The following is a 23,745-nucleotide window of genomic DNA, read 5'->3' as shown; positions in this document are numbered from 1 at the left end:
TTTCCCTTTGGAAATAGGACTAGGTCAGACGCGTTAATCTTTGGTGTGCTATCCACCCGTTAGCTGCGGAAAACCAACGGTCAATCAAGCATCGCCGACTGGATATATTGCCGCACCCAGGCGCAGCCCGACAATTCAGATCCGCTATGCACCGTTGCTGCGAACCGGATACATCGCAGCAATGAACTGAATGCCGCTTACACCTTTTCGCGCCACATTTCCGCTGCTAGGTAGGGGCACGAAATCTCCTGAACGGATCCCTGCCTTGCAGATTTATCACAAAGCCTATGTCTATCTGACCTGCGGACCGGAGCTGCTGGTGTTTGAAGAAGCGGACAATCCACGCCCGGATCTTCAGGTGCCCGGCGGGACGCTCGATCCAGGTGAAAGCTACCTGCAAGGGGCCCATCGTGAATTTTCCGAGGAAACCGGACTTTCCTTGGATATCGCCTTCGAATCGTTCGCGGACCAGGATCACATCATCAAAAATGTGCCTGGAATTCTCGACGGCCTTCATCGCAGGCGGCATTTTCACGGCACAATCCCTGAAAAACCGGCTGATGAATGGGAACATTTTGAAATGACGCCAAGTGCGGGCGGACCCCCTATTCGGTTCCGCCTGTTCTGGGTCGATTTGTTTTCAGAAGAAGCGCCGTCCGAGACCCGGTTTTTTCAAGGGTTTGGAGCGCAGCTTGAAACATTACGGTCGCGCATGGAAGGGCAGATCAATGGGGGCCATTAAGTCGGTCGGCGTAATCGGCGGCGGTGCCTGGGGAACTGCGCTCGCGCTCACTGCCGCACGCGCAGGGACCACCGTGCGACTTTGGGCCCGGGATCCGGGAACCGTGTCGGAAATCCGCGCTCAACAGCAAAATGCCCGCTATCTGCCGGGCATCACATTTGACGAAGACCTGAATGCCACCTCTTCTTTACAAGAAGCAGCGGACACTGACGCCATCCTTCTGGTAACACCGGCGCAATCAACGCGCACCATGCTGAGCGAATTGAAAGAAACCGGTGTGGTCCGCGGACCGATCGTGTTGTGTGCAAAGGGTATTGAACAGACAACCGGCAAATTGCTGTCCCAAGTCATGAAAGAGGAACTGCCGGGTGTTGAACCGGGGGTGTTGTCCGGCCCAAGTTTTGCCGACGATGTCGCGCGCGGGCTGCCGACCGCCGTCACGGTCGCAGCCAATACGGCCAGAACGGCGCTTCACCTCTGCGAAGCGATGCAATCCGCGTGTTTCCGCCCTTATGCGTCCATCGACGTGCTGGGAACCCAGATCGGTGGCGCTTTGAAAAACGTGCTTGCGATCGCTTGTGGTGCGGTAGCCGGACGCAAACTGGGCGCCAGCGCGCAAGCCGCCCTGACCGCGCGCGGGTTTGCGGAACTAAGCCGTCTCGGCAGCGTCATGGGCGCTCAAGGCGAAACGCTGACCGGCCTTTCCGGTCTTGGCGATCTGGTGCTGACCTGTTCGTCCACCCAATCCCGTAATTTTTCCTTCGGCATGCGTCTTGGCGAAGGCTTCATGGCATCGGAATTGATAGCCGCTGGCGGCAAACTGGCGGAAGGGGCGTTTTCGGCACAAGTCGCCGTCAAACTCGCCCAGAAATATGACATCGAAGTCCCGATTTGCGAGACGGTTGCCCGCATGGTTGGCGAAGACATGACCATTGACGAAGCTTTGAACACTCTGATGGCGCGTCCGCTAAAATCTGAGACTGATTTTCTGTAATTCAGAACTGGCGAGCTAATAGCGAGCAAAGAAAAGGCTGCCCCAGAGGCAGCCTTTGTCGTGGTGGCACTACTCAGCTGTGAGTTTGGTGATTGGCTTGTGCCCTGCCAGCCAATGCCAAAGCGCAGCTCCGCTGTGCAAGACAATAAGAAACAGCAGAATTGCTGCCGCCAAGTGATGAAGGTTTCTTGGCGGGACTTGCGCAAGCTGCGCTGGATCCGGCGCCGTTCCAGCCAAGATTAAGGGCGCTGCTCCAGATACCACCAACATTCCGGCACCGCTGACCAAAAGAACGATTGGCACCAACCGGAGCAATCCATGAACCAGTTTAGAGCCGATTTCGAGGACTGCGGCTTGCTCGGCAAACACTCTGGGCGGAGGACCGGCAACAAACCAGATTGCGAGCCGTACCAGTGCCAAGATACCGCCGAGAAACCCGAAACCCAAGTGCAATCGGAGCAGTGTGATATTGATCTGGTTCGGAAACGTCATGGCATGACCAGTTGCAAAGGCCAGCCCGATGGACGCGGCAATCAGCCAATGGAGTGTTCGGGGATTTATCAGACCAGCAGTATTCATGATCCCGCCTCCTGCTCGACCGGCACATAAAGCGCCGGATAGAAGATGACTCCCCGGAATTTTGTGGCATCAGGGCTCTTGTGGAAGTTGCTTATCGCAGCTTTGAAAGCCGCCGGACTTTCCCATTTCGCAATGTTGATTAGTTGGAATTTCGCCTTGGGCATGATCGCCCGGTGCAGTTTTGTATCGATGTATCCCGGTTGGGTCTGAAGGAAATCCCGCGCCTTTTTCCAGGCCGCGATCGTGGCATCAACATCTTTGGCCCGCACTTCAAAAGCATTGATCAGGGTGACGGCGTCAGAAGTCTGGGCATTTTCAGCCAGGGCGGTTTGAGTGATCGGACCGGCAAGCCCAGCAAAGAGCGCTAAAGCGGTACAAATCGAACGTATCTGTTGCATTTCAAATCTCCTTACATAGCAAGCTATATTTATTTATATAGTATGCTATATATCGTATATGCAAGCCATGACATTCGAAAAAAATTCTTCAGCAGGCTACCTGGCCAATCACATGGCCCGGTTGTTTGCCTCCGGTCTCCAGCGGCGGATCAAACCTTTGGGGCTCGCGACCGGGCAATTTCCGGCGCTTTTGGCGCTTTGGCAGAAAGAAGGCCAGACACAAAAAGATCTGGTTGGCCTGCTCGATATTGAGCAAGCGACCCTGGCGAATACGCTCTCAAGGATGGAGCGCGACGGCCTTATTGTGCGAAAACCTTGCGAAGAAGACGGCCGGGTTCAGCGCATCCATTTGACGGACCAGGCAAGGGCTCTGAAGAACGACGCTGTTGAAGCGGCGATGGCGCAAAACACCATCGCGTTGGCGGGATTATCTGAGAAGGAAACTGAACAGTTCCTGGACTATATGCGCCGGGCAATCTCGGCTATGCAGAACGATATGGCGACCTGAAGAGATTAAAGCCGTTATGCAGGTTGAATGAGATCCCACTTGTTCCCAAACGGATCCTGAAAAACGACAACTTTACCGTAAGGCTCACAGCGCGGGTCTTCCAAAAAGGTTACGCCCTGCGCTGACATAGCCGCAAAATCCCGGTCAAAATCATCTGTTTTCAAAAACAGAAACACCCGGCCGCCGGTCTGGTTGCCAATTGCTTGCTCCTGATCTGAACCATCGGCCTTGGCCAGCAATAATTTGGTCTCAGAACTGCCCTTGGGCGCCACCAGAACCCAGCGTTTTCCTGGGGCGAGCTCGGTGTCTTCGATAAGATCAAACCCAAGCACTCCCACATAAAACGCCAGTCCGTCATCATAGTCTGGAACCAGGAGCGCAACGGCGCTGATAATCTGCTTCATGGAAAGGGCTGCCCTCAAACAATTGATGCTGCATCGCTATCATAGAGGATAGCCCTTTCCAATTTTTCTGTTCGGCCTATCCAAGACAATTGAGACCAATCAGTGCGGCCGTTTATGCCGCTTCGTCCTGGCTATCCGCCCAAATGTCACTGTTGAGAAAGTCATTCACCGCAGTACTCAATGTGATGCTGACATCATGAAGAGAGGCCGTTAGCTCTTCCACTTCACTCGAACTGGAGCGTGTTTCCTGAATACTCTCCTGAAGAGCATTCACATTTTCGGTTGCCCCCCGGCTGCTCTTTGCGGCTTGGGACATGGCAGCACTGATTTCCCCGGTCGCGGCACCCTGTTGATCAACAGCCGTTGCGATGCCAGTGGTGACTTCTTCCACGCTGTCCATTTGCGTGCCTATAGAGCGAATGGCTTCCACGGCCCGGTTTGTTGAGGTTTGAACAGCAGCAACCTGGGAGGAGATCTCGTCCGTTGCCTTGGCTGTTTGTGTCGACAGTTCCTTCACTTCCGCTGCGACAACGGCAAAGCCTTTTCCAGCCTCTCCTGCGCGGGCCGCTTCGATCGTTGCATTCAATGCTAGCAGATTGGTTTGCTCGGCAATATCACGGATCATGTTGATGACATCGCCGATTTTCTCTGCCGTGCCCGCCAAGTCTTTGACATCGTCATCCGTGGACTTCGCGGTTTTTGCTGCTTCACGGGAAATGGTCAGAGCCCGGGACGTATGACCGTTGATTTCCTGAATGGAAACTCTGAGTTGCTCAGCTGCGGACGCCGAGGACTGCACGCTCTCATCGGACATACGGGCCGCTGAAAGAGCTCCCTCCGCCGATTGCGCCGAGGCTTCCGCAATGCTGACCATCTTTTCGGATGTTGCCCCCATGACTTCCGTTTGTGCGGAGAGCTGCGCCTGTATTTCGGAAATCTGGGTTTTGAAGTGATTAACCTGATTGTCCATTTCCGAACGCCGCGCGTCCTCATGGGCCCGGCGCACTTCAGCAGCCTCTTCATTCCGTCTGCACTCCAGTGCATTGTCCCGGAATATCTTCATGGCGCGTTTCATATCTCCGATTTCATCAGCCCGCTCTCCGCCGTTGAGATCGGTATCGAAGTTTCCATCAATGAGATCCCGGATATTCCCGATCAGCTGCCCAAGCGGGCGGGTGAACGTCAGGGCCAACCAGTACCCGCCAACTGCCGCGAAGGCGAAAAGGCTCAGTCCGGCAAAAAACATCCAGGCCCGGAGGTTGGCCAACGACGCCATTGCTTCAGATTCCGCCTGCATGGCCAGAATTGCCCAATTTGTTCCACGGAATTCAAAGGGTTGGCCGACTTGAATAAACGTGCTGGCCCGGTGGTTGTCACCGGCGAAAACCGCCGTATGTCCATTCAACGCAGTTTCCGCCGCTTCGCTTTCAAGCCGGGTGGCCAGAATATCGTTTTCCTCAGTAAACCTGGAATCATTGCGGAACAAACCGTCTTCGCCAACGATCAGTGTTTCACCAGTTTCACCCAACCCAGCAGACCGGCTCATCATGGAATTGATCCGGTCAATCGGCATCTGGAACACAAGAACCCCGGTCTTCTTGCCGTTCTCATTGATGGGCGTCGACATGAAGCTGGCCGGCGCACCGTGGCTTGGACCATAGGGTTTAAAGTCGAAAAAGTGCACAGCGCCGACTTGCCCCTCTTGCGCGGCTCGGAACGCCCGGCCGAGATCGGTATCTGCCCAGGGCCCGCCTACGCGGAAGTTGGTGGCGTAATCTTCTTCCTTAAACACCGTGTAGATCAGGTCACCATTGGTGTTGAACAGGAAAATATCGTAGTACCCGCGCTCCAACAGCAATTCACGGAACCAGGGATGGAACTCCGCATGGGCCGTGTCATAAGCAGATCCAGTGTTTGCAACATCCAGAAGATGCTTCTCACCCAAGGGATGTGGGTTGTCGCGGATATAGGCGGCCTTCAAAACGTCGGTATGGTTACCGTCCACCGCCTGCCAAGCTTTATCAAATGCCGTCAAAGCTGAATGCGCATAGGGCAGCGTGCTGACCAGTTTCAAATCGGTCTCTATGGCATCCAGATAATCTGCCATTTCACTGACCCGGGTGGCGGCTATCGCCTCAAGCCGGTTTTCCGTCAAAGAATGAATTTCTTTGGAAGCAGAAACGTAACTGCTCAGTCCTATTCCGGTACCGACAGCGAGCGCGAAGCCTAAAATAGCGGCCGGAATTTTAATACGAATTGACAATTGATCCCACATGGAACCCTCCTAAATTTCATCCGAGGGTTCATTAGTGCGGTTAATGCACCTTTAAATTTTAAGTTGCATCGCCTGTTTTTTAGGCAGTATCGTAAATTTTTCTGATTACGCTACGTAACTTACCGGCAGTTCCACTGTCAGGAATTGCGATAGCATAAAAATTATCTATACAGATTTTTCGCCCGCCGTACGTGTTTTACCGGACCAAGACGTTTTCCCGACAGGCGATTCCAGTGTCATTACTGCGCGCGATGATAGACGGAAATGTTCTTAAAACTCGCGACATCTACCAAGTGAACCGTTTGAGTCACGGTCAACGTTTGCCCATCATCAGACAGTTCGCGCTCAGCTTTCATGATGGTCAACCCACCCCGCCGGGCTTCAGACACCAGGTTGCGGTTGTTTTCAAAAACCAGCCGCATGGCATCAACGAGGCCGCTTTTTCCAAGCTTCACCTCTGGCCCATCCGGCATTGCCTCAAAGCTGTCGTTGGTGACTTCGCCGTCTGCCGAAACCTGGTTCATGGTGAAGATGGCCATACCAAAATTGTCTTCGATCTTGAGCGTCGCGCTCTTGGGCGGATCCCCCTGTTCAAAATCGCATTCTGCCGCGTCCAGGATCCAGGTGCCGAGAAAGGGTGCGATTTTGTCTTCGGTCATCATCTCATCAGGTCACAAAAAAGAGAAAGCTGCCACCGGGATACCCGGTGACAGCCTTAGGTGCAAACATGGAATTGGCTTAACCGTTCAATGCGTCCAATTCTGCAACGATGGCATCACCCATTTCGGAGGTCGAAACCGTCGCTTCACCGCTAGCTGCAATGTCCTTGGTACGCAGACCTTTCTCCAAAGCGTTCGCGATCGCCTTGTCCAGCATGTCAGCGGCTGCCACTTCCTCAAAGGAATAACGCAAGGCCATGCCAAAGGAGGCAATCATGGCAATCGGATTGGCAGCACCTGTTCCGGCAATGTCCGGAGCGGACCCGTGCACAGGCTCATAGAGCGCCTTGCGCTTGCCGGTCTTGGCATCCGGAGCGCCCAGAGACGCGGACGGCAACATGCCAAGCGAACCGGTCAGCATGGCCGCAACGTCGGACAACATGTCGCCAAAAAGGTTGTCAGTGACAATAACGTCGAACTGCTTCGGCCAGCGCACCAACTGCATGCCGCCAGCATCGGCCAGCATGTGCTCCATCTCAACGTCCTTGTAGCCATCGCCGTGGGTTTGAGTGACCACTTCGTTCCACAGAACACCGGACTTCATCACGTTCCGTTTTTCCATGGACGTGACTTTGTTGTTGCGGGTGCGGGCCAGCTCAAAGGCCACCTTCGAAATCCGCTCGATTTCGTAAGTGTCATAAACTTGTGTGTCGACGCCGCGTTTCTGGCCATTGCCGAGATCGGTGATTTCTTTCGGCTCACCGAAATAAACACCACCGGTCAGCTCACGCACGATCAGGATATCGAGGCCTTCGATGACGTCTTTCTTAAGCGAAGACGCATCAGCAAGCGCCGGATAGCAGATCGCTGGACGCAGGTTGGCAAAGAGCTCCATGTCCTTACGCAAGCGCAGGAGGCCAGCTTCCGGACGGACCTCGTAAGGAACGTCGTCCCATTTGGGACCGCCAACCGCACCGAAGATCACAGCATCAGCTGCCATGGCTTTTGCCATGTCTTCTTCAGAAATCGACTGGCCATGTGCATCATAGGCTGATCCGCCGACAAGACCGTCTTCGGTTTCAAAGGCCATACCACCCTTGGCGTTAAACCAGGAGATGACCTTTTTCACCTCGACCATGATTTCCGGGCCAATGCCGTCGCCCGGCAGAAGCAGAAGTTTTTGAGACCCCATGTGGCGTACCATCCCGCACTTTATTGAAACTGATGGCGCTGGGTTAGCGTGCCAAGGCCAATCTGGCAAGGCAAAGGCTGTTGCGAAGAACTCAAGCGAGACCTGCAGAAAGGTCAAGATCCTATGGGTAGGCCCCTAAAACCGGGTGCCCCCTTTACAATACGGTGGGTGACACCAATTGGCCGAGGGCTGCTTCCGCAATCCCGCTTTCACAGCCCTTGGCTTCTCTTTTCAAGCTTGCGATCTGACGGCCCAGAATGTCCTTTCTGTCGACGCTGAGCCCCACAGGAAGATGCAAGATCGCGGCCGAACAACGCAACAGCGGGAACTTTCGGGCGACGCCGTGCCGGTCCTGGGCTTCAATATAGCCTTTCAGCCGGTCACTCGGATCATAAAGACTTTCCGCTTGATGGCGGAAGGCGTCCTGTAGATCGCCGATCATGTTCTTCATATCAGCAGTTGTCCGCCCACGCGCCCCAATGAAAAAATCATCTCCACCGATATGACCAGCAAAGACATCTTCACTGGTCGCAAGGCGTTTTAGAAGTTCGGAAAATAATAGCAGCGCCCGGTCTCCGACAGTAAACCCATAGGCGTCATTGAACGGTTTGAAATTGTCGAAATCCAAATAGCAAAATGATCGCTCGACCTCTGGGCTTTGCGCATCATTTTGAACATATTGAATGATCGACGCATTGCCCGGCATTTTGGTCAGCGGATTTTGGTTTTCCGCCGCCCGCATCCGCACCTCGTTGGAGATCTTCAAAAGAGAAGTGGTCGTCAGAAACCCGCAATATTTGCCGTTGCGGGTGATGATGATGCCGCCAGCCTCATCATCCTCGTCTGCGACCATTTCAACAAGCTGGTCGAGCGGCGTGTTGAAATTGGCGATCGGGCACCGGTGCGTAAACGCGCCCAGACTGTTGCTCATCACCGGATTGAGCAAAAGATCCCGCCCAAAGGGCATATAGACGAAGGTTTTGATGTCTTTTTCGCGGATAAGCCCCCGCGGTTCGCCACTGGCATTGATTACCGGAATAAACGGATTGGCCCGGCCGGCACGCAACAGATTGAGAACTTCCTCCATCCGGGCGCTGTCTTGCAGCGGGACCAGAGGTTTAATCTCCCGGTTCACAAGTTCCATATCATCACGGGGGGCGAGCACGGGCCGTTTGGCTGCAGAAGAAACAACGGGGTAGCGGGCTTCCGCTTCTTCCAGATCCTGAAACGGCCGGGCAACAAGATAGCCCTGAATCAGGTCACAGCCGATATCCTTGCATGTCGTCAATTCCTGCGCGGTTTCCACTCCTTCAGCGACAACGCGCATGCCCAGGACATGGGCCACGTCCACAACCATTCTAACCATCAATTTCTTGCGGGCATCACTGTTGATAGCTTGAACGAAAAACCGGTCAATCTTGAGGATATCCGGCTCAATGTCATAGAGAGACTTCAGCTGCGCATACCCGCGGCCGTAATCGTCGATCGCAAAACCAAAACCAAGATCCCGTCCGAGTTTGGTGAATTCTGCCAGACGGCCGTTGTCGCCAATTTCACCGGCTTCACAAACCTCCAGGACGATCTGAGACGCAGCCAAGTTGACACCATCGAGCAAAAGGCCGGTTTCTTCAAAAAGATAGCCGTCCGTCTCCAGCAACCGAGCGTCAACGTTCAAAAACAGTTTTGCTTTGCCCCGGTTCGGTAACGACACGAATTTCGTGATCGCCTTCTTCCGAAGAAGACATTCCAGTTCGATGAGAACACCGGCGTCTGCCGCAAAATCAAATACGTCAACCGGCGTTTGAAAGCCCATCTGACCAACATTGCGCAGCAGAGCTTCATAGCCGTAGCTGTCACCCGAATGAGCATCAACAATTGGTTGAAAGGCATAATCCAGGAGAGTTTCAGCACTCTCCAAAAACGCATGCGGGCTTGGAAAGCCTTTGAGGAAAGTCGCAAGTACCGGCTGTGCCGTCATCAGTCTTAGGCCTTGTATTTCAAGGGATTTCTGACCAGACTGTATGTTTGTTGCCGCACAATATTATGTAACTTAGGTGACGAAATTTCTTGATGGTTATCAACGCGTTAAAACAAAAGAAAAGCGTTTTCTTTCAGATATTTACCGCTGTTAAAACCGACATGACTTTGTCATGCGCCCTCACCACAAGGCAATAATGCAGTTTTCCGCCACCTTCTACGTTAATGCTTTCACCTGAGTTAGAAGAATTACAGCTTCACAAAAGTCCGCTTGCCTGCAGAAACAGATTGGCGGCCAGAAGGGTCATCACCAGGCGAAAACCCTTTTTGAAGACATCTTCATTCATACGGCCAAGAAGATGGCTGCCGGTCAATGTGCCGAGAAATCCGCTTGCAATCATTAAGACAATCAGCCCAGCCCAAGGCGCAAAAGCAAAACCAAGAATGCCAAAAGCGGTGATCTTGAAGACATGCATCATCATGGAGGTGATCGCCTGATTGGCGACAAATTGATGCCGGGTCAGGCCTAAGGTCGACAAGACCGACCCACCGATTGGTCCAGCAGCACCAAAAAACATCGACAAAAAAGTCGAAGCGAATCCGGCCACAGCCATGGCCCGCTTGCGCATATGAGCCAGCTTCGGCGCCCGTCCCCAGACGACCCATAGAACAAAGACAGCAATTCCGGCTTTAAGAATGGCCCCCGGCAACTGAACCGCAATTGCCCCGCCAAGACCTGCTCCCAAAGCTGCGCCACACGCAAACCACACAGCGATTAACCAATCCACATGTTTGACTTGGACCAGCGCCCTACCTGCATTGGAGCCAAGTTGGACAACGCCGTGCACCGGTACCAAGGCAGCTGCCGGCATCACCATTGCCATGATCGCGATCAAAGCAATTCCGCCGCCAAGCCCGACAGCTGCCGTCAGGGCGGACGTAAAAAAACTGCAGAAAATCAAGAACAAGCTCCCAATCAAGGGAAGGTCCTGAGGGGCAAAGGCCGAAAGAAAATTCATCAGGTTAAGACCAGCGCGAATTGGCGTAGCTCAGAGCTTCGCGAACATCCAGTTGCCGGGTGGAATTGCCACTGCGCACGTAAAAAATCGAGGACTTGCCCTCTTCCAAATAGACCGCTCTCGGCGCGGGCCGAATGATGATCATGGCAACGTCCTTGGCGTCAACGTCGGCAAATACCGTGTGAATATAGGGGCAAAGATCACCGCCGAGATTCTTGGAAACAATGTCATTGACCGTGCGCTCAAATGCATCGAGGTCCGGGCTGCGCAGGGTCGACAGGTCGTTTTTCAGGCCGAGCGGCTCTCCGTCATCATTGACACCGACCAGCAAGTGCCCGCCATTGGCGTTGAAAAAACCGGCAATGGTCTTGGCGATCACCTTTTCCAAGCCGCGGTTGACCCGGTTTTCCTTCATGTCCCAGCGTAGCGATGACTTGAACTCAACGCGTTCCGTTTCGCCTTGGCCCATCAGCTGCGGAATGAGGGCCGTCTGTTCCTCACGCAAAGAGTTATAGGCTTCGCTGGTGCGCATATAGTTGCGGGTAAAAATTCCGAAAGCCAGGCCAACAACCGCTCCTACCAGTGTATAGGCGATGGCGACATCCACATGTCTTGGCAGCAGAATCAGCCAAAGCCGGGCTCGCAAGAATTCAATGAGCAAGGGCGCCGTTTCAGAAAAACGGGATAACTCCCACCAAATCACCACCAAATTTAAAGGATGAATGACCAGCACACCCACAACTGCGCCGACAAGGACATAAATCGCAATGAGAGGCAGTGTAATTGTAGGAAATGACATAATACCAAGCCTAAAAACGCACCGGAGAGCCCGGTTAGCTTTAGTGCAATTCTATTGAGATGTGGAGAGCTTCAGTCGCAAAGACCTTCGGGTTTGGTTCTTTTGTTCAGACAATCCTGAACTCCAAGATGGCATCACCCGCCGAACCGGTTTCCATCGTCATAACCGCTCGTCAGAAAAAGGCCACGATCGCTTGAAAACGAGAATGGGACTTCCAGAATCCCGGACCATTTTTGTGCAAGCTGCATCAAGAGGTCTGTTTTCTGGAGCGTTTCAAACGCGTCTTTCAAAACCGCAACCTGCTCCTGGTTCGTCCCTTTAGACAAGAGCAGAAAACTTGATGCTTCGCTGATGAGGAAAGTTTCTCGAAGATCGCTCCGTCGAACACCGGATTCTCGCAAGATCTGGGACAACTCCAAATCCGAAGAAATCCAGCCGTCCACCCGTTTGGCCTGGAGCATTCTCAATCCAGCTTCAAGGGAGTCAGTTTCTTCAATAAAGATGCCGTTTTTGGCCAAAAGAGCAGGCCGCCAGCTGCCCCGCAAACCTGCAATTCGCAATTTATGATCTGCAATACTGTCCAGACTGTCGAAGTCTCGTGACTTTTCAGACAGCATGTAGATGCCATGCCGCCGGGTGACCAGTGGCCCGATAAACTCAAACCCAAGTGCAACACGCTCCGGCGTTCGCCCTCCGGTGAAGAGAGCTATGTTCGGCCGCGATTTCGCCAAGAGATACCCGCGAGACCAAGGCATCACTTCAATCTCAGTTTCGATACCGGCAATTTTCTGCAAGGCTCTGACAATATCGGTCGATGTTCCGGTCAGCCGACCTTGTTCGTCCAGGTAATTGGTTGGTGGTTCAACGGTGGTGATAATCCGCAGATCGTCTGCCGCTGCTGCCGGAAGCCCGATGCCAATGATCATCCAAAAGGTATAAATGCAAAAACAAAACCGCCAAACCTGGCGGTCAAAAACATTGCCCCAAATTTTGGACTTTAAGTCCATTTCATTGCCTATTTGAACAGGTAATTTCTCTCAGATACTCAGATATAGAGATTAAAAATATCATTATTAAACGTGTTTGACGGCAGCTTCGATCTACAACCTTCGAAGCACTCAACAAGTTGATTTCTGAAACTTGTTTCAAATCGCGCCGCGTCTTAATGCAAGCATCAGCTGGTGTTAAAATCTTAAGTTCAATCGAATTCCAGACCGTGCCGGCACAACAGTTAGCGGCAACTGTTTGAGATCAAAAGAATCTCATTGCGAAATGCACCATCGGACAAAAAGAAAACGCCGGTGGGAACCGGCGTTTTCCAAAGCGTTACATCAAGCTGCGCGCGGCATTGCTGTCTCTACCAGTTTCACCCAGTAGGAGCATCCCACCGGAATGAGTTCATCATTGAAGTCGTAGGCAGGGTGGTGCAGGCCAGCACTGTCACCATTGCCAGCGAAGATGAAAGCGCCCGGCCGTTCTTCCAGCATGAAAGAAAAGTCTTCACCGCCCATCATCGGGTCGATTGCACGGTTGACCTTGCCTTCACCTGCAATGGTTTCCGCAATCTGCGCAGCAAAGTCAGTTTGCTCATCATGATTGGCCGTGACCGGATAGCCGCGAATGAACTCCAAATCCGCATTGGCATCAAACGCCTCAGCAGTGGCTCGAACGATCTTGGTCATCCGCTCTTCAGCCAGGTCCCGCATTTCCGGGCTCAGCGTGCGCACCGTGCCGCGCAAGGTGACTTCCTGCGGGATCACGTTAAACGCGTTACCGCCGTTGAACACGGTGACCGAAACCACAACAGAATCGAGCGGATTGGCATTACGGCTGGCGATGGTCTGCAGTGCGCTGACCATCTTCGCGCCTGTAACAATCGGGTCAATGGTTTCGTGCGGCTTAGCAGCGTGACCGCCCCGGCCAGTGATCTTGATGCGGAACTCATCCGTTGCCGCCATAATCGGGCCCTTACGGATGGCAAATTCGCCGACCGGCATGCCCGGGAAATTGTGCATGCCATAAACTTCCTCGATGCCCCAGCGGGTCATCAGGCCATCATCGATCATTGCCTTTGCACCAGCACCGCCTTCTTCGGCCGGTTGGAAGATCACCACAACGGTGCCGTCGAAGTTGCGGGTCTCAGCGAGATATTTCGCTGCCCCCAGTAACATCGCCGTATGACCATCATGACCACAGGCGTGCATTTTGCCTGGCACCTTGGAGGCATATTCTTTGCCGGTGATTTCTTCGATCGGCAGCGCATCCATGTCCGCGCGCAGGCCAATCGTTTTGCCGGAACCGCCGTTCTTGCCCTTGATCACACCGACAACACCGGTCTTGCCAATTCCTGTGACAACTTCATCAAGGCCGAAGCTTTCCAGAAGCTCCGACACCTTACCTGCGGTGCGGACCGTCTCGTAGAGAATTTCCGGATTTTCGTGAATATCGCGGCGCCAGGCGGTGATCTCATCAGCCAGATCAGCAAGGCGATTAACGATGGGCATGAAGAACTCCTTGGACACATCTGTTTGGGATAAATCTTCCGCCGCGTCATGACTTTAGACAGATGCGGAAGCGAATTTCGGATGATGGAAAATGTCATAACTGCAGGCGGTTTGGCAAGGATAGCCACGAAGATGCCGTCAATTAGGATGGTTTTTCCGTTATCCTGTACACGCGCGTTGACTTTATTTCATTGTCTTCAAGCTGGCCAACCACACTCACCTGATAGGATGCCAACTCAACCAGCCTGTCATGGGGAAGATAGGAGCGTCCTGGATCACCGACATAGACGTCCAGCCCCTGGGCCAACAACGTGTCAATGAACCTCAAAACACGTTTGGCCATATGCTGGTCGTAAAAGACGTCACCACAAAAAACGACATCAGCATCGGGAGCCGGCAAAGACGTAATGTCGCCTTCCTCGAATGTCAGGGAAACGCCATTCAATTCTGCGTTGAGTTCGGCGGCCGCAATGGCAAACGGATCAACATCCACCTCATGACAAGACCCCGCGCCGGCCATCATGGCGGCGATACCGACAAGGCCTGACCCGCAAGCGAAATCGACCACCCGTTTGCCCTCCACCAGCTCCGGATGATCCAGGATATAGCGGGCTAGCCCCTGGCCTCCGGCCCAGGCAAACGCCCAGAACGGAGGTTCAAGACCGAGTTCGCCGAGTTCTTCCTCGGTCTTTTGCCAAAGGCCCATAGCTTCGTCTGCCACATAGAGAGAAATCTCCTCTGCATGAGGCACCGGGCGGATCCGGGTTTCCGTCTGGATAAATTGGCGCGGGTTTTCTATGCGCGGCATGACGTCTCCGAAAGACACATGTCAGTCAGGATCGCTCAGGCCACCCATCTCACAAACGATCTTCCATTCGTCTGCCGTCACCGGCTGAACGGACAGGCGCATGGACGTCACCAGAGACATTTTTTCTAGGCGCGGTTCTGCTTTGACCTGAGCAAGCGTCACCGGCTTGGGCATGTCGCAGACGGCTTTAAAATCAACACACTCCCAGCGCGGGTCATCGGTTGTGCTGTCTGAGTGTATTTCGCTGCAAACTTCGACCACACCAACCACTTCCTTGCCGATGTTGGAGTGATAGAAAAATGCCCGGTCGCCGATCTCCATTGTCCGCATGTTGTTGCGGGCTTGATAGTTGCGGATGCCGTCCCACTCTTCGCCAGCATCACCCTTGGCTTTCTGCTGTTCCCAGGACCATTTGTCCGGCTCGGATTTGATCAACCAGTACTGCACTTATGCCATCTCCGGGTTCTTCACCACCCAGTTCCACGGGCGGATTTCCACGCTCTCGAACAATCCGGCCTTGGCGTAAGGATCTTCTTCGGAAATCGCAAGCGCTTCATCCCGGTTGGAAGCTTCAATCACCACCAGCGACCCGGTCATGTTGCCATCATCGTCCAAAAACGGACCGGCCGCTTTCAGGCCATCACCCATGGCTTTCAAAAAGGCAATGTGATCGTCCCGATTGTCGAGACGGGTTTGGAGTGCACCTGGCTTGTCGGTGCAGATCAGCGCAAAGAGCATATGTGGGATCCCAATTTGTCAGTCCGGGCTGAACCTAGGGCGCTCCTTGCGCAAACTCAATGGCTGCGAAGCACATCAAGCCAACGAATTTCCGGCAGACAAGATTACCGCTCTCGGAACGCTCGCAGGAAACTGTCTGTGACCGGCTGAAGGAGATAACCGAAGAAGCTGCGGCTGCCTGTTTGGATATACACCTCCGTAAGCATGCCAGGCTGGACGGTGATGCTCTTCCGGTCCGCGGTATCCTTCAGGGAAATCAATACTTCAAAATAGGGTTCGCCCGTCAGTTCATCCAATTTGGAATCCGCAGCCGCATAGGTGACGGCACCCGGCAAGGGATCCACCTGACCACGCTTGAATGCTGTGATGACAACTTCCGTTTCCTGGCCAACCTTAATCGCGCCGATATCTTGCGGCGACACGCGGGCTTCCACCACAACATCACCGGAGACCGGTACGATTTCGCCGAAGGATTTACCACCCTCAATAACACCGCCGACCGTGTTGGCCTCGAATTTGACCAGAATTCCTTTTGCAGGGGCACGGACAACGGTCTGGTTCAGGGCAATCCGCGCCGCATCGATTTCTTTTTGAACAGCTGCCAAATCAGCAAAGACGGCGGACAATTCCTCGGCGTTTTCTGCGTTCTTACGGGCAATTAGCGTGGCCAGGGAATCTTCTGTTTCCGCGATTTGCGCCGTCATAGTCCCAGCACGTGCCTTGAGGGCGGCAAGCTGACTGGTGTCTTCCATGACCCCCGCCCGTTTTTCATTGAATCGGGTTTGGGAAATATACCCTTCCGCGACCAGCGGCTCCATTTTCGCCAAATCACCTTCAAGCAACGCAAGTTTCTGAGTTTTTGCGGCAATCTGATTGTTCAGTCCGGTGAGTTCGTCCGCCTGGCCGGCCCGGCGGTTCCGCAAGGCGGACACTTCACTTTCCGATTGCCGCAAGCTGGCGTCAAAAGCGGCGAGCTGCTCATCCAAAATTGGATAGCGTCCCTCTATGCCAAGCGGGGTCCTCACTTTTGCGGCGAGGTCTATGGAAACGCCGCGCAAGGCCGCAACATCTATCTCCGCTGTTTGATATCCAGTATCGCCGGCAATTCTGAGAGCGGCCAAGCGCTGTTCCTGAGCTTGAAGCAAAGCCTGCCGGGCCTCCAGTTTGGCCAAATGCGCACGGGCCGCAGATGGATCGATGCGCACAATCGGATCACCTTCAAACAGATGATCTCCGTTGGCCGCCAAGATCTCTTCAACAACCCCGCCTGCGGCATGCTGCAAAAGCTGGTTACGGCCTTTGGAGATTAAAGTACCAGGCGCCACGACAGCCGAGCTGAGCGGGAAAAACAGCCCCCAAACGAGAAACACCGCGCCCGCGATCCCCACCCAGCGTGTACCTGAGGCAATGATATCGCGGTCTCCGGTTTTGACACCAGATTGCCAACCAGAACCAACCGCGGATTGTGCCTCCTCTGGAGCAAAAAGCATCCCGCCGAGGGCATGAAATTGCTTGTAGAAACTCACGCCGCCCCTCTTTCCCGCTGTTCAGAAACACTGTCCGGCGAAGCATATTTCCGAGTACCTGGAACCGGACGGCTCTCTCTATCTATAGAACCGGTCGGCTTTATAGGTTTTGTCTGGCGCTGCTCAGCAAATGGTTTGGCAGTTGCCGAGGTATTTTGATCGGCCGCGGGAACAGGTGGCATCTGCCTTTGAACTGGGGCTTGCGGCCTTGGCTGAGTAGCTGGCACCTCAGGCGTCCGGACTGAGGTCGACCCAGTGATGTTGGCTGCGGCCGGCCGGGGATTGTGCGCCTCATTCACATGCATGGCAGCACAGCGGCCGTCTTTCAGCACCATGATCCGGTCCGCCAACTGATTGATGCCGCCGCGTTGACTGATGGCAATGATGGTCACCCCCTCACCCTTCAGCCTTTTTAAAATTCCGATCAACCGCTCTTCCCCTGCCTGATCCAGATGAGCGTTGGGTTCGTCCAGTACCAAAAGGGCCGGCTGGGTGTAGATCGCCCTGGCAAGCGCAATTCGCTGGATCTGTCCACCGGACAACCGGATCTGACCGTCGCCAATCTGGCTTTGATACCCATCCGGCAGGGAGTTGATGAGATCGTGGACACCGGTCAGCTGGGCAGCCTCCACAACCCCGGCCTCATCAGGTGATACGGCCATTCGGGCAATATTCTCTGCGATGGATGCCGGAAAAAGCTGTAAGTCCTGGCTGAGATAGCCGACACTGTCGCCCCATTGGCCATCCGGCCAATTCCTGCGGTCACAGCCATCAAGCAATACCCGGCCGCTTTCCGGAGGCAGTGCCCCGGAAATGATGCGGGCCAGAGTTGACTTACCTGCCCCAGACGGGCCGACAACCCCAAGAAACTCTCCTGGTTTCAATTCAAATGTAATATTCTCCAAAAGAACGAATTCGCCTGCGGTTGCGGTGACCTCTTCAAGGCGAAGGCTACCCTTTGGCGCCGGTTGTTCGATGGGCGCGGCAGTAGAACCGGACTGTTTCAAAAACCCGGCAATGTCTTCGGCAGACCGGACCGCCCGATTGATGTTGTCCCAACCTCCGATCACCTGCTCGATTGGCTGCAAAGCCCGGCCGGAGATCATCGAAGCCGCAAAGATCAAACCGCCGGACATATCGCCGCCGAGCACCAGAAACGCGCCCCAGGCCATGATCAAGATTTGCAGGATCTGGCGGGCCGCCCGGCTTGCCCCATGAAACTTCGCGCTGATTTCGGTCGATTGTTCCTGCGCATTCAAGGACGCCCCGGTCATATGCCCCCAGCGCTCCACCAAAGATGGCATCAAGCCCATGGCCTTGATGTCTTCGCTGCGGGATATGATTGTGCTGGCAAAGTTGACCGATTGCGAATTGGCGCCGGCCGATGTCCGCTGATTGGTATCGTTGACCTTCTTATTAAGAAGCGCAATCGAAACTAGTATGGCTGCTCCTACAAAGGTGATCAGACCAATTTGCGTGTGAATTGCGAAAAGAAGCATGAGAAACAGCGGCGCGAAGGGCAAATCGTAAAGACCAATGTACGCTTTACTGCCGATGAACTGTTTGACCGTGTTGAAATGGCGGAGCATTTCATTCGCACGGGTCTTGTCAGTACAGTTGGCACAGGCTTGAAACAACGGCTCGGCGCGCTCGACGACATAAGCTGCAGCCAGGCGTTGTGCCAAACGATTACGAAGAGCCTCACAAACACCGAACATGGCCAATGCACCGGCTGTAATCAGGGTAATATAGAAAAGCGTACTGAGACTGCCGGAGATCAGAACCCGGTCATATACCTGCATCATGTGCAAGGGAGCGGCCAGCATCAGGAGGTTGGCCAATATAGTAAACGTTAACAGCGGCTTACTAAAAACTGCTACGGGCATATAACTAATTCCTTCGCCTATCCTGCACTCTGACTCGATATTGATAAAATTCCGTATAGGCGAACGCGAAATAATTATGGTCACTAATAATTAGCTTGGCACACGACTTGCAATTTTCCGTTACCAAGAAGGGCACAACGCTGCGTTGTTTCATATTGAGACAATTACCAATGCCGAGTGTCTCAATTTGGATTGGAAACAGGAGATTGTCAGATGCCGGCACAAACCGATGGAACTTGGGGCAATTTGCAAGCATGGCCGATCATTGGAATTCATTCCGTGGTCATGGATGACGGACGGGTTCTGACTTTTGGCACCGACAACAAGGGTATGCAGGGCGGTCAATTCATCTACGACATCTACAACCCGGTGACCGGCGAGCACGAAACACTAACCAACACCACGACAACCGACATTTTCTGTTCGGCGGCCATGATTATTCCGGGAGAAGACAAGATCCTGATCGCTGGCGGCGATGGCCGGCCGGACGGCAAACCCAACACCGGCGTTAACGACGTCAACATCTTGGACATGAAAACCGGCGAATTATATGCCGCTCCGGATGGCGACATGGTCAACCAACGCTGGTATCCGACAATGGTGTCCCTGGACAACGGCCAGATGATCATGCTCGGCGGCAGCGATTCAGCCGGGCGCCATATGGCAACACCGGAAATCTACACCTATGGCGAAGGCTGGAAGCCATTGACCGGTGCAACGGATGCCAATCTGGGTGTTTCCGGGCATTATCCGCGCGCCTTTTTGGATACGGACGGTAAGGTTGTTTACTTCGCCACTGGCGGCGGCGGCAATGGCCAGATCGAAGTCATGTCGCTGGATCCGTCAGGCAACGGTTCGGTCACTCAGATCGGCACCCTCCCCTTTAACGCAGCCTGGGACAATCCTGCCGTCCAATACGATTCCGGCAAGATCCTCATTCAGGACACCGGCAGCGGCCTGTGGAGCATGGATATCTCGGGCGGCGGTGTGTCCTTCGAGAAAGTTGGAGACATGGGGGCCGAGCGGAACTGGTCAAACATGACCACGCTGGCCGACGGCACGGTTCTTATCAACGGCGGGTCCGCACGTGGCAACACAGAGGCGGCTGCAAACCATACGGCCATGATCTGGGATCCGAAAGACAACTCCCTGACGACAACGGTCGATGAAGCATCTTCCCGCCTCTACCACTCCACGTCTGTTCTTTTGAACGATGGGACTATCCTGTCTGCAGGGGGCGGAGCTGCCGGTTTTGCTGAGAAAAACTACCTCGACGCTCAGGCTTACAAACCGCCTTATCTGTATGACGCCAACGGCAATCTCGCCGACCGTCCGGTCGTTGAAATCGCGCCTTCTGAAGTTCATGCCGGCAGCGCCTACAACATCCGCGTTGATGACGGCGCCGATGTCGCGCGCATCACCATGGTCAAAAACGGCGCGTCGACGCACGCCTTCAACATGGGCACTGGTTTTGTCGAAGTTCCGTTCAAAGCAGGTTCCGGCGACAACATCACCGTTTACACCCCAACAGTGGAACAGGGCCTGTCGTCTGGCAGCTGGATGATGTTTGTCTGGGACAAGAACGGTGTGCCGTCCATTGCGCCCAACATTGACGTTCAGCCATCCAATGTTCCCCTGGCAGAAGACCCAGAAAACATTCTGGTCAACGGCAGCTTCGAAGTCCCGAACCCGACCGACAAGATGACAACGGTCAATCAGATGGAAGGCTGGACCAGCAGCAACGGCCGCTTTGAAATTCATGGCGACAAGAACATAGATGCGAATGCCACACACGGTCATACGGCACTGGGCCTTGATGGCGCATCCGGCGCGGTTTCCCAGACCGTCGATACGGTCCGGGGCCAGACCTATGACCTGTCTTTCACCTATGAAACCGAAGCCATGGGCGCCAACATCTGGAAGATTGGCCTGGAAGTTCTTTGGAACGATGAGATCATTGCCACGCTCAAGCCTGATAATGGGGATGTTGGCTCCTATGACTTCAAAGTCGTCGGAACAGGCGACGATGACAAGCTGACGTTCCAAGCAACTAAAGACACCAATTTGCTGCTCGGCGGTCTGGTGGACAATGTGGTCTTGAAATCCGATGGAACCGATCCGGTTCCAATGCCGGGCCCTGTCGATCCCGATCCAGTCGACCCAGACCCGGTCGATCCGGATCCGGTTGATCCCGACCCGGTCGACCCGGATCCCGTAGATCCTGATCCGGTCGACCCAGATCCAGTAGATCCGGCAAACCTTTTGACCAATGGCAGCTTTGAAACCTCAGAAGAGGTCACAAACTGGGAGACACACAGCTCCCTGACCGGCTGGCAATCGAGCCGCAACAACTTCGAATTGTGGCAGGACGGTTACGAAGGCATTGCGGCCACGGACGGAAAAACCGCTCTTGAGATCGATTCTGAACGCGGCGTGATTTCGCAATCGCTCGCCACACAGGAAAACAAAACCTACGACCTGACCTTCGACTATGAAGTGCGCACCGGCCACGGTGACCGTGCCGGTATGGACATTCTCTGGAATGGATCTGTCGTTCAGACGGTAAAACCGGGCCACTCGGACCCGGGCAGCTACAGCGTCACGGTTGTCGGCACAGGCGGCAATGACGAACTCTCCTTCCGGGCCTCTGACGGAACGCATCCGTCCATCGGCGGGCTTCTGGACAATGTCGTACTGAAGGAGGGCGCTTCTGCGCCAACCGATCCCGACCCAGTAGACCCAGACCCGGTAGATCCAGATCCGGTAGATCCGGACCCGATAGACCCAGATCCGGTAGATCCGGACCCGGTAGACCCAGATCCAGTTGATCCAGACCCGGTAGACCCAGATCCGGTAGACCCAGATCCGGTAGATCCAACAAATCCGGTAAACGAAGTCAACGACATTGCCAATGAAACCCAATGGGTCACTGGCACAGCCGGCAAGGATGTCTTTGTGATCAAAGGACAATCCAAGGACTACGGCTGGGGCCTCACCGAGGACGGCACCGGGACTGTGGTGTGGGGCCCGACCGGCTTCGACATCTTGCAAGATTTCGAAGAAATCCGGTTTGACGATTTTTCCGTCCCGCTGACATCCGAAGACGGCAGCTACCAGGATGTTGCCGGAGTGACCCAGTATCTGACCGGAACCACAGACAATGACCGGTTTGTGATTGACGGCAAAGCCTCTGATTATGGCTGGGGGCCGACCAACGACGGAACTGGCGTTGTTGTCTGGGGTGCATCCGGCTTTGACATTCTCCACGGCTTTGAAAGTCTTGAGTTTTCGGACATGAGCGTGCCGCTGACAACCGGTAGCGGGCAGGTTCAGGATATCGCTGGAGTGACCCAATATCTCACCGGCACCGAAGGCCAGGACAGCTTCAAGATCAACGGCAACGCTGCTGATTACAATTGGGGCGCCACCGAGGACGGCGCAGGTGTCGTCGTATGGTCCGGAAACGACTTCGACATTCTTTATGATTTCGAAGAACTGGCCTTCAACGACCAATCCGTTGCCATTGATCAACTTGCCTAACCACCTCGTTTCCGGGCGGGTATTTAGTCCGCCCGGAACACCCCACTAAATTGTTCATCGGCGTGCGTCTTAAAAGACGGTGAGGACACGCCTCCTTTGTCCCGGCCAATTCAGGCTGTTCCTTGGGATGTTAAAAAATGTCTGATCAAACCCGCCAAATTCTGAAATCTGCGCGTGTGCCGCTGGCTCTCTGCGGTGTCCTCGCCGCCGTCAACATCTACCTGTTCTCCAGCGGGGCTTACGTCGACATTCAAGCGCTCCTGGAGGCGATCTGTTTCCCATCCATGGAGACCCTTCAGCTGCGTGGCGCTTTGGGGTTTTCAGGCGAGGTGATGACCGCCAGCCCGCATCCGGAGCCCGGCTCTTCCAATCATCTGCAAGACATAGTCGCCATGTGGACGCCAGACCTCAGCTGGGCGTCGGCCTATGTGGATCTCATCCGGCTTGCGCATCTGGCCGGTGTTGCGATCGGGCTCGGAACTGTCGTTTCTGCCGCCCTTTCAGTCCGTCAGATGATAACAAAGGGCATGACTCGCCAGCTGTTGGATTTCGTCGATAAGTCGCATCGCCAGATCGCTTGCGCCATTGCCATTCTCTGGATTTCCGGACTTGCTTTGATTGGAGTGCGCACCAATTTCGATCCAAGTGCGTTCTCTCCAAAACTCGTCACCAAGCTGGCCGTCGTCACGATCCTGACGATAGATGCGGTATTGATGCGACAGCTGGTGGCCCCGCTGCTTAAGGAATACGCCGGCCGGCCGCTGGCGGCCTTGGCCTTGCCGCAAAAGTTGCTGATTGCAAATTGTGCCGCGCTGTCCGGCGCCAGCTGGCTCTATGCCCTAATGCTCGGCGCGTCGTCCATACTCAAAACGGCTCAAGCGCCCCTGTTGGCAACCATTGGGCTGGCTGTATATGGTGGCGCTTATCTCATTGCGATCGGGTTTTCCATGGCATTGCACAGATCGAAACCGGTCACCCTATTCGGATATTCAATGCCTTTGCGCTATCACAGCATTTATCAGCGATAGCACTTTGGCTTGAGGTTTGACTTGGTCAACCCAGCTGCACTTGCAAGGCCACTTCAGCTAGCGGTGGCCTTGAACTCAAGAGCTTCAATCCCGACTTAGTGTGAAAAGCCACTCGACAATCTGAAGGATAAAGTGTTTTCTGTTCGTCCCGGCCATCGCCTTCCTGCCG

The 23,745-nt window shown here is 54.3% G+C and carries 21 protein-coding genes; 5 read left to right on the top strand and 16 right to left on the bottom strand.

Translation table 11 applies throughout. The features are described 5' to 3' along the window. The first annotated feature begins 265 nt into the window (after positions 1-265). Together ACOOFE_RS01040 and ACOOFE_RS01035 are read left to right on the top strand one after the other, a co-directional pair. The gene (locus ACOOFE_RS01040) at positions 266-742 is read left to right on the top strand and encodes an NUDIX hydrolase (protein ID WP_420413271.1); all 477 of its coding nucleotides are present in this window, start codon (positions 266-268) and stop codon (positions 740-742) included. Then, positions 729-1,736 carry an NAD(P)H-dependent glycerol-3-phosphate dehydrogenase gene (locus ACOOFE_RS01035; protein ID WP_420413270.1) on the top strand — a complete coding sequence of 336 codons (1,008 nt, stop codon included), beginning with the start codon at positions 729-731 and terminating at the stop codon, positions 1,734-1,736. Before ACOOFE_RS01040 ends, ACOOFE_RS01035 begins: the two co-directional genes overlap by 14 nt. Before the next feature lie 69 nt (positions 1,737-1,805). Here the strand turns inward: ACOOFE_RS01035 and ACOOFE_RS01030 are convergent, their stop codons facing one another. Both ACOOFE_RS01030 and ACOOFE_RS01025 read right to left on the bottom strand, forming a co-directional pair. Next, positions 1,806-2,315, bottom strand: coding sequence for a cytochrome b (locus ACOOFE_RS01030; protein WP_420413269.1), 510 nt, complete (start codon positions 2,313-2,315; stop codon positions 1,806-1,808). Beyond that, on the bottom strand, positions 2,312-2,713 hold the full coding sequence (locus ACOOFE_RS01025; RefSeq protein WP_420413268.1) for an antibiotic biosynthesis monooxygenase family protein: 402 nt from the start codon (positions 2,711-2,713) through the stop codon (positions 2,312-2,314). Before ACOOFE_RS01025 ends, ACOOFE_RS01030 begins: the two co-directional genes overlap by 4 nt. Before the next feature lie 67 nt (positions 2,714-2,780). On the opposite strand from ACOOFE_RS01025, the gene ACOOFE_RS01020 reads away from it, so the two are divergent. Next, positions 2,781-3,221: a MarR family winged helix-turn-helix transcriptional regulator gene (locus tag ACOOFE_RS01020; protein WP_420413267.1), complete on the top strand. Its 441-nt coding sequence runs from the start codon at positions 2,781-2,783 to the stop codon at positions 3,219-3,221. 14 nt (positions 3,222-3,235) lie between these two features. Here the strand turns inward: ACOOFE_RS01020 and ACOOFE_RS01015 are convergent, their stop codons facing one another. From ACOOFE_RS01015 to ACOOFE_RS00950, 14 genes are all read right to left on the bottom strand, one after another. Further along, complete coding sequence (locus ACOOFE_RS01015) at positions 3,236-3,625, bottom strand: VOC family protein (RefSeq protein ID WP_420413266.1); 390 nt, start codon at positions 3,623-3,625, stop codon at positions 3,236-3,238. Positions 3,626-3,737: 112 nt separating this feature from the next. Further along, on the bottom strand, positions 3,738-5,900 hold the full coding sequence (locus tag ACOOFE_RS01010; protein ID WP_420413265.1) for a methyl-accepting chemotaxis protein: 2,163 nt from the start codon (positions 5,898-5,900) through the stop codon (positions 3,738-3,740). Between the two features lie 239 nt (positions 5,901-6,139). Next, on the bottom strand, positions 6,140-6,559 hold the full coding sequence (locus tag ACOOFE_RS01005; RefSeq protein WP_420413264.1) for a hypothetical protein: 420 nt from the start codon (positions 6,557-6,559) through the stop codon (positions 6,140-6,142). Between the two features lie 79 nt (positions 6,560-6,638). Continuing rightward, entirely contained in the window at positions 6,639-7,751 is a 1,113-nt protein-coding gene (gene leuB / locus ACOOFE_RS01000; RefSeq protein WP_420413263.1) for a 3-isopropylmalate dehydrogenase, read from the bottom strand. A gap of 154 nt (positions 7,752-7,905) precedes the next feature. Continuing rightward, a complete protein-coding gene (locus tag ACOOFE_RS00995; RefSeq protein ID WP_420413262.1) occupies positions 7,906-9,729 on the bottom strand; it encodes a GGDEF domain-containing protein in 1,824 nt (607 codons plus the stop codon). A 256-nt stretch (positions 9,730-9,985) separates the two neighbouring features. Next, on the bottom strand, positions 9,986-10,747 hold the full coding sequence (locus tag ACOOFE_RS00990; RefSeq protein WP_420413261.1) for a sulfite exporter TauE/SafE family protein: 762 nt from the start codon (positions 10,745-10,747) through the stop codon (positions 9,986-9,988). Positions 10,748-10,751: 4 nt separating this feature from the next. Then, positions 10,752-11,546 carry a helix-turn-helix domain-containing protein gene (locus tag ACOOFE_RS00985; protein ID WP_420413260.1) on the bottom strand — a complete coding sequence of 265 codons (795 nt, stop codon included), beginning with the start codon at positions 11,544-11,546 and terminating at the stop codon, positions 10,752-10,754. 134 nt (positions 11,547-11,680) lie between these two features. Then, positions 11,681-12,553 (bottom strand): substrate-binding periplasmic protein, encoded by an 873-nt coding sequence (locus ACOOFE_RS00980; RefSeq protein WP_420413259.1) that lies wholly within the window; start codon positions 12,551-12,553, stop codon positions 11,681-11,683. A gap of 324 nt (positions 12,554-12,877) precedes the next feature. Next, complete coding sequence (locus ACOOFE_RS00975) at positions 12,878-14,050, bottom strand: M20 aminoacylase family protein (protein ID WP_420413258.1); 1,173 nt, start codon at positions 14,048-14,050, stop codon at positions 12,878-12,880. A gap of 142 nt (positions 14,051-14,192) precedes the next feature. Next, positions 14,193-14,858 (bottom strand): class I SAM-dependent methyltransferase, encoded by a 666-nt coding sequence (locus ACOOFE_RS00970; protein ID WP_420413257.1) that lies wholly within the window; start codon positions 14,856-14,858, stop codon positions 14,193-14,195. A 21-nt stretch (positions 14,859-14,879) separates the two neighbouring features. Beyond that, positions 14,880-15,305 carry an EVE domain-containing protein gene (locus tag ACOOFE_RS00965; protein WP_420413256.1) on the bottom strand — a complete coding sequence of 142 codons (426 nt, stop codon included), beginning with the start codon at positions 15,303-15,305 and terminating at the stop codon, positions 14,880-14,882. Continuing rightward, on the bottom strand, positions 15,306-15,596 hold the full coding sequence (locus ACOOFE_RS00960) for a YciI-like protein (RefSeq protein WP_420413255.1): 291 nt from the start codon (positions 15,594-15,596) through the stop codon (positions 15,306-15,308). Positions 15,597-15,700: 104 nt separating this feature from the next. Next, positions 15,701-17,122, bottom strand: coding sequence for an HlyD family type I secretion periplasmic adaptor subunit (locus ACOOFE_RS00955; protein WP_420413254.1), 1,422 nt, complete (start codon positions 17,120-17,122; stop codon positions 15,701-15,703). Further along, positions 17,119-19,008, bottom strand: coding sequence for a type I secretion system permease/ATPase (locus ACOOFE_RS00950; protein WP_420413253.1), 1,890 nt, complete (start codon positions 19,006-19,008; stop codon positions 17,119-17,121). Before ACOOFE_RS00950 ends, ACOOFE_RS00955 begins: the two co-directional genes overlap by 4 nt. 213 nt (positions 19,009-19,221) lie before the next feature. On the opposite strand from ACOOFE_RS00950, the gene ACOOFE_RS00945 reads away from it, so the two are divergent. After that, positions 19,222-22,548: a DUF642 domain-containing protein gene (locus tag ACOOFE_RS00945; RefSeq protein ID WP_420413252.1), complete on the top strand. Its 3,327-nt coding sequence runs from the start codon at positions 19,222-19,224 to the stop codon at positions 22,546-22,548. A 137-nt stretch (positions 22,549-22,685) separates the two neighbouring features. Then, positions 22,686-23,576, top strand: coding sequence for a hypothetical protein (locus ACOOFE_RS00940; RefSeq protein ID WP_420413251.1), 891 nt, complete (start codon positions 22,686-22,688; stop codon positions 23,574-23,576). Positions 23,577-23,745 lie beyond the last annotated feature (169 nt).

Source organism: Roseibium sp. (assembly GCF_965216085.1).
In the GTDB taxonomy this organism is placed as follows: Bacteria; Pseudomonadota; Alphaproteobacteria; order Rhizobiales; family Stappiaceae; genus Roseibium.
The sequence above is the reverse complement of the archived record's forward strand: the minus strand, read 5'-3'. Positions and strand labels throughout refer to the sequence as shown.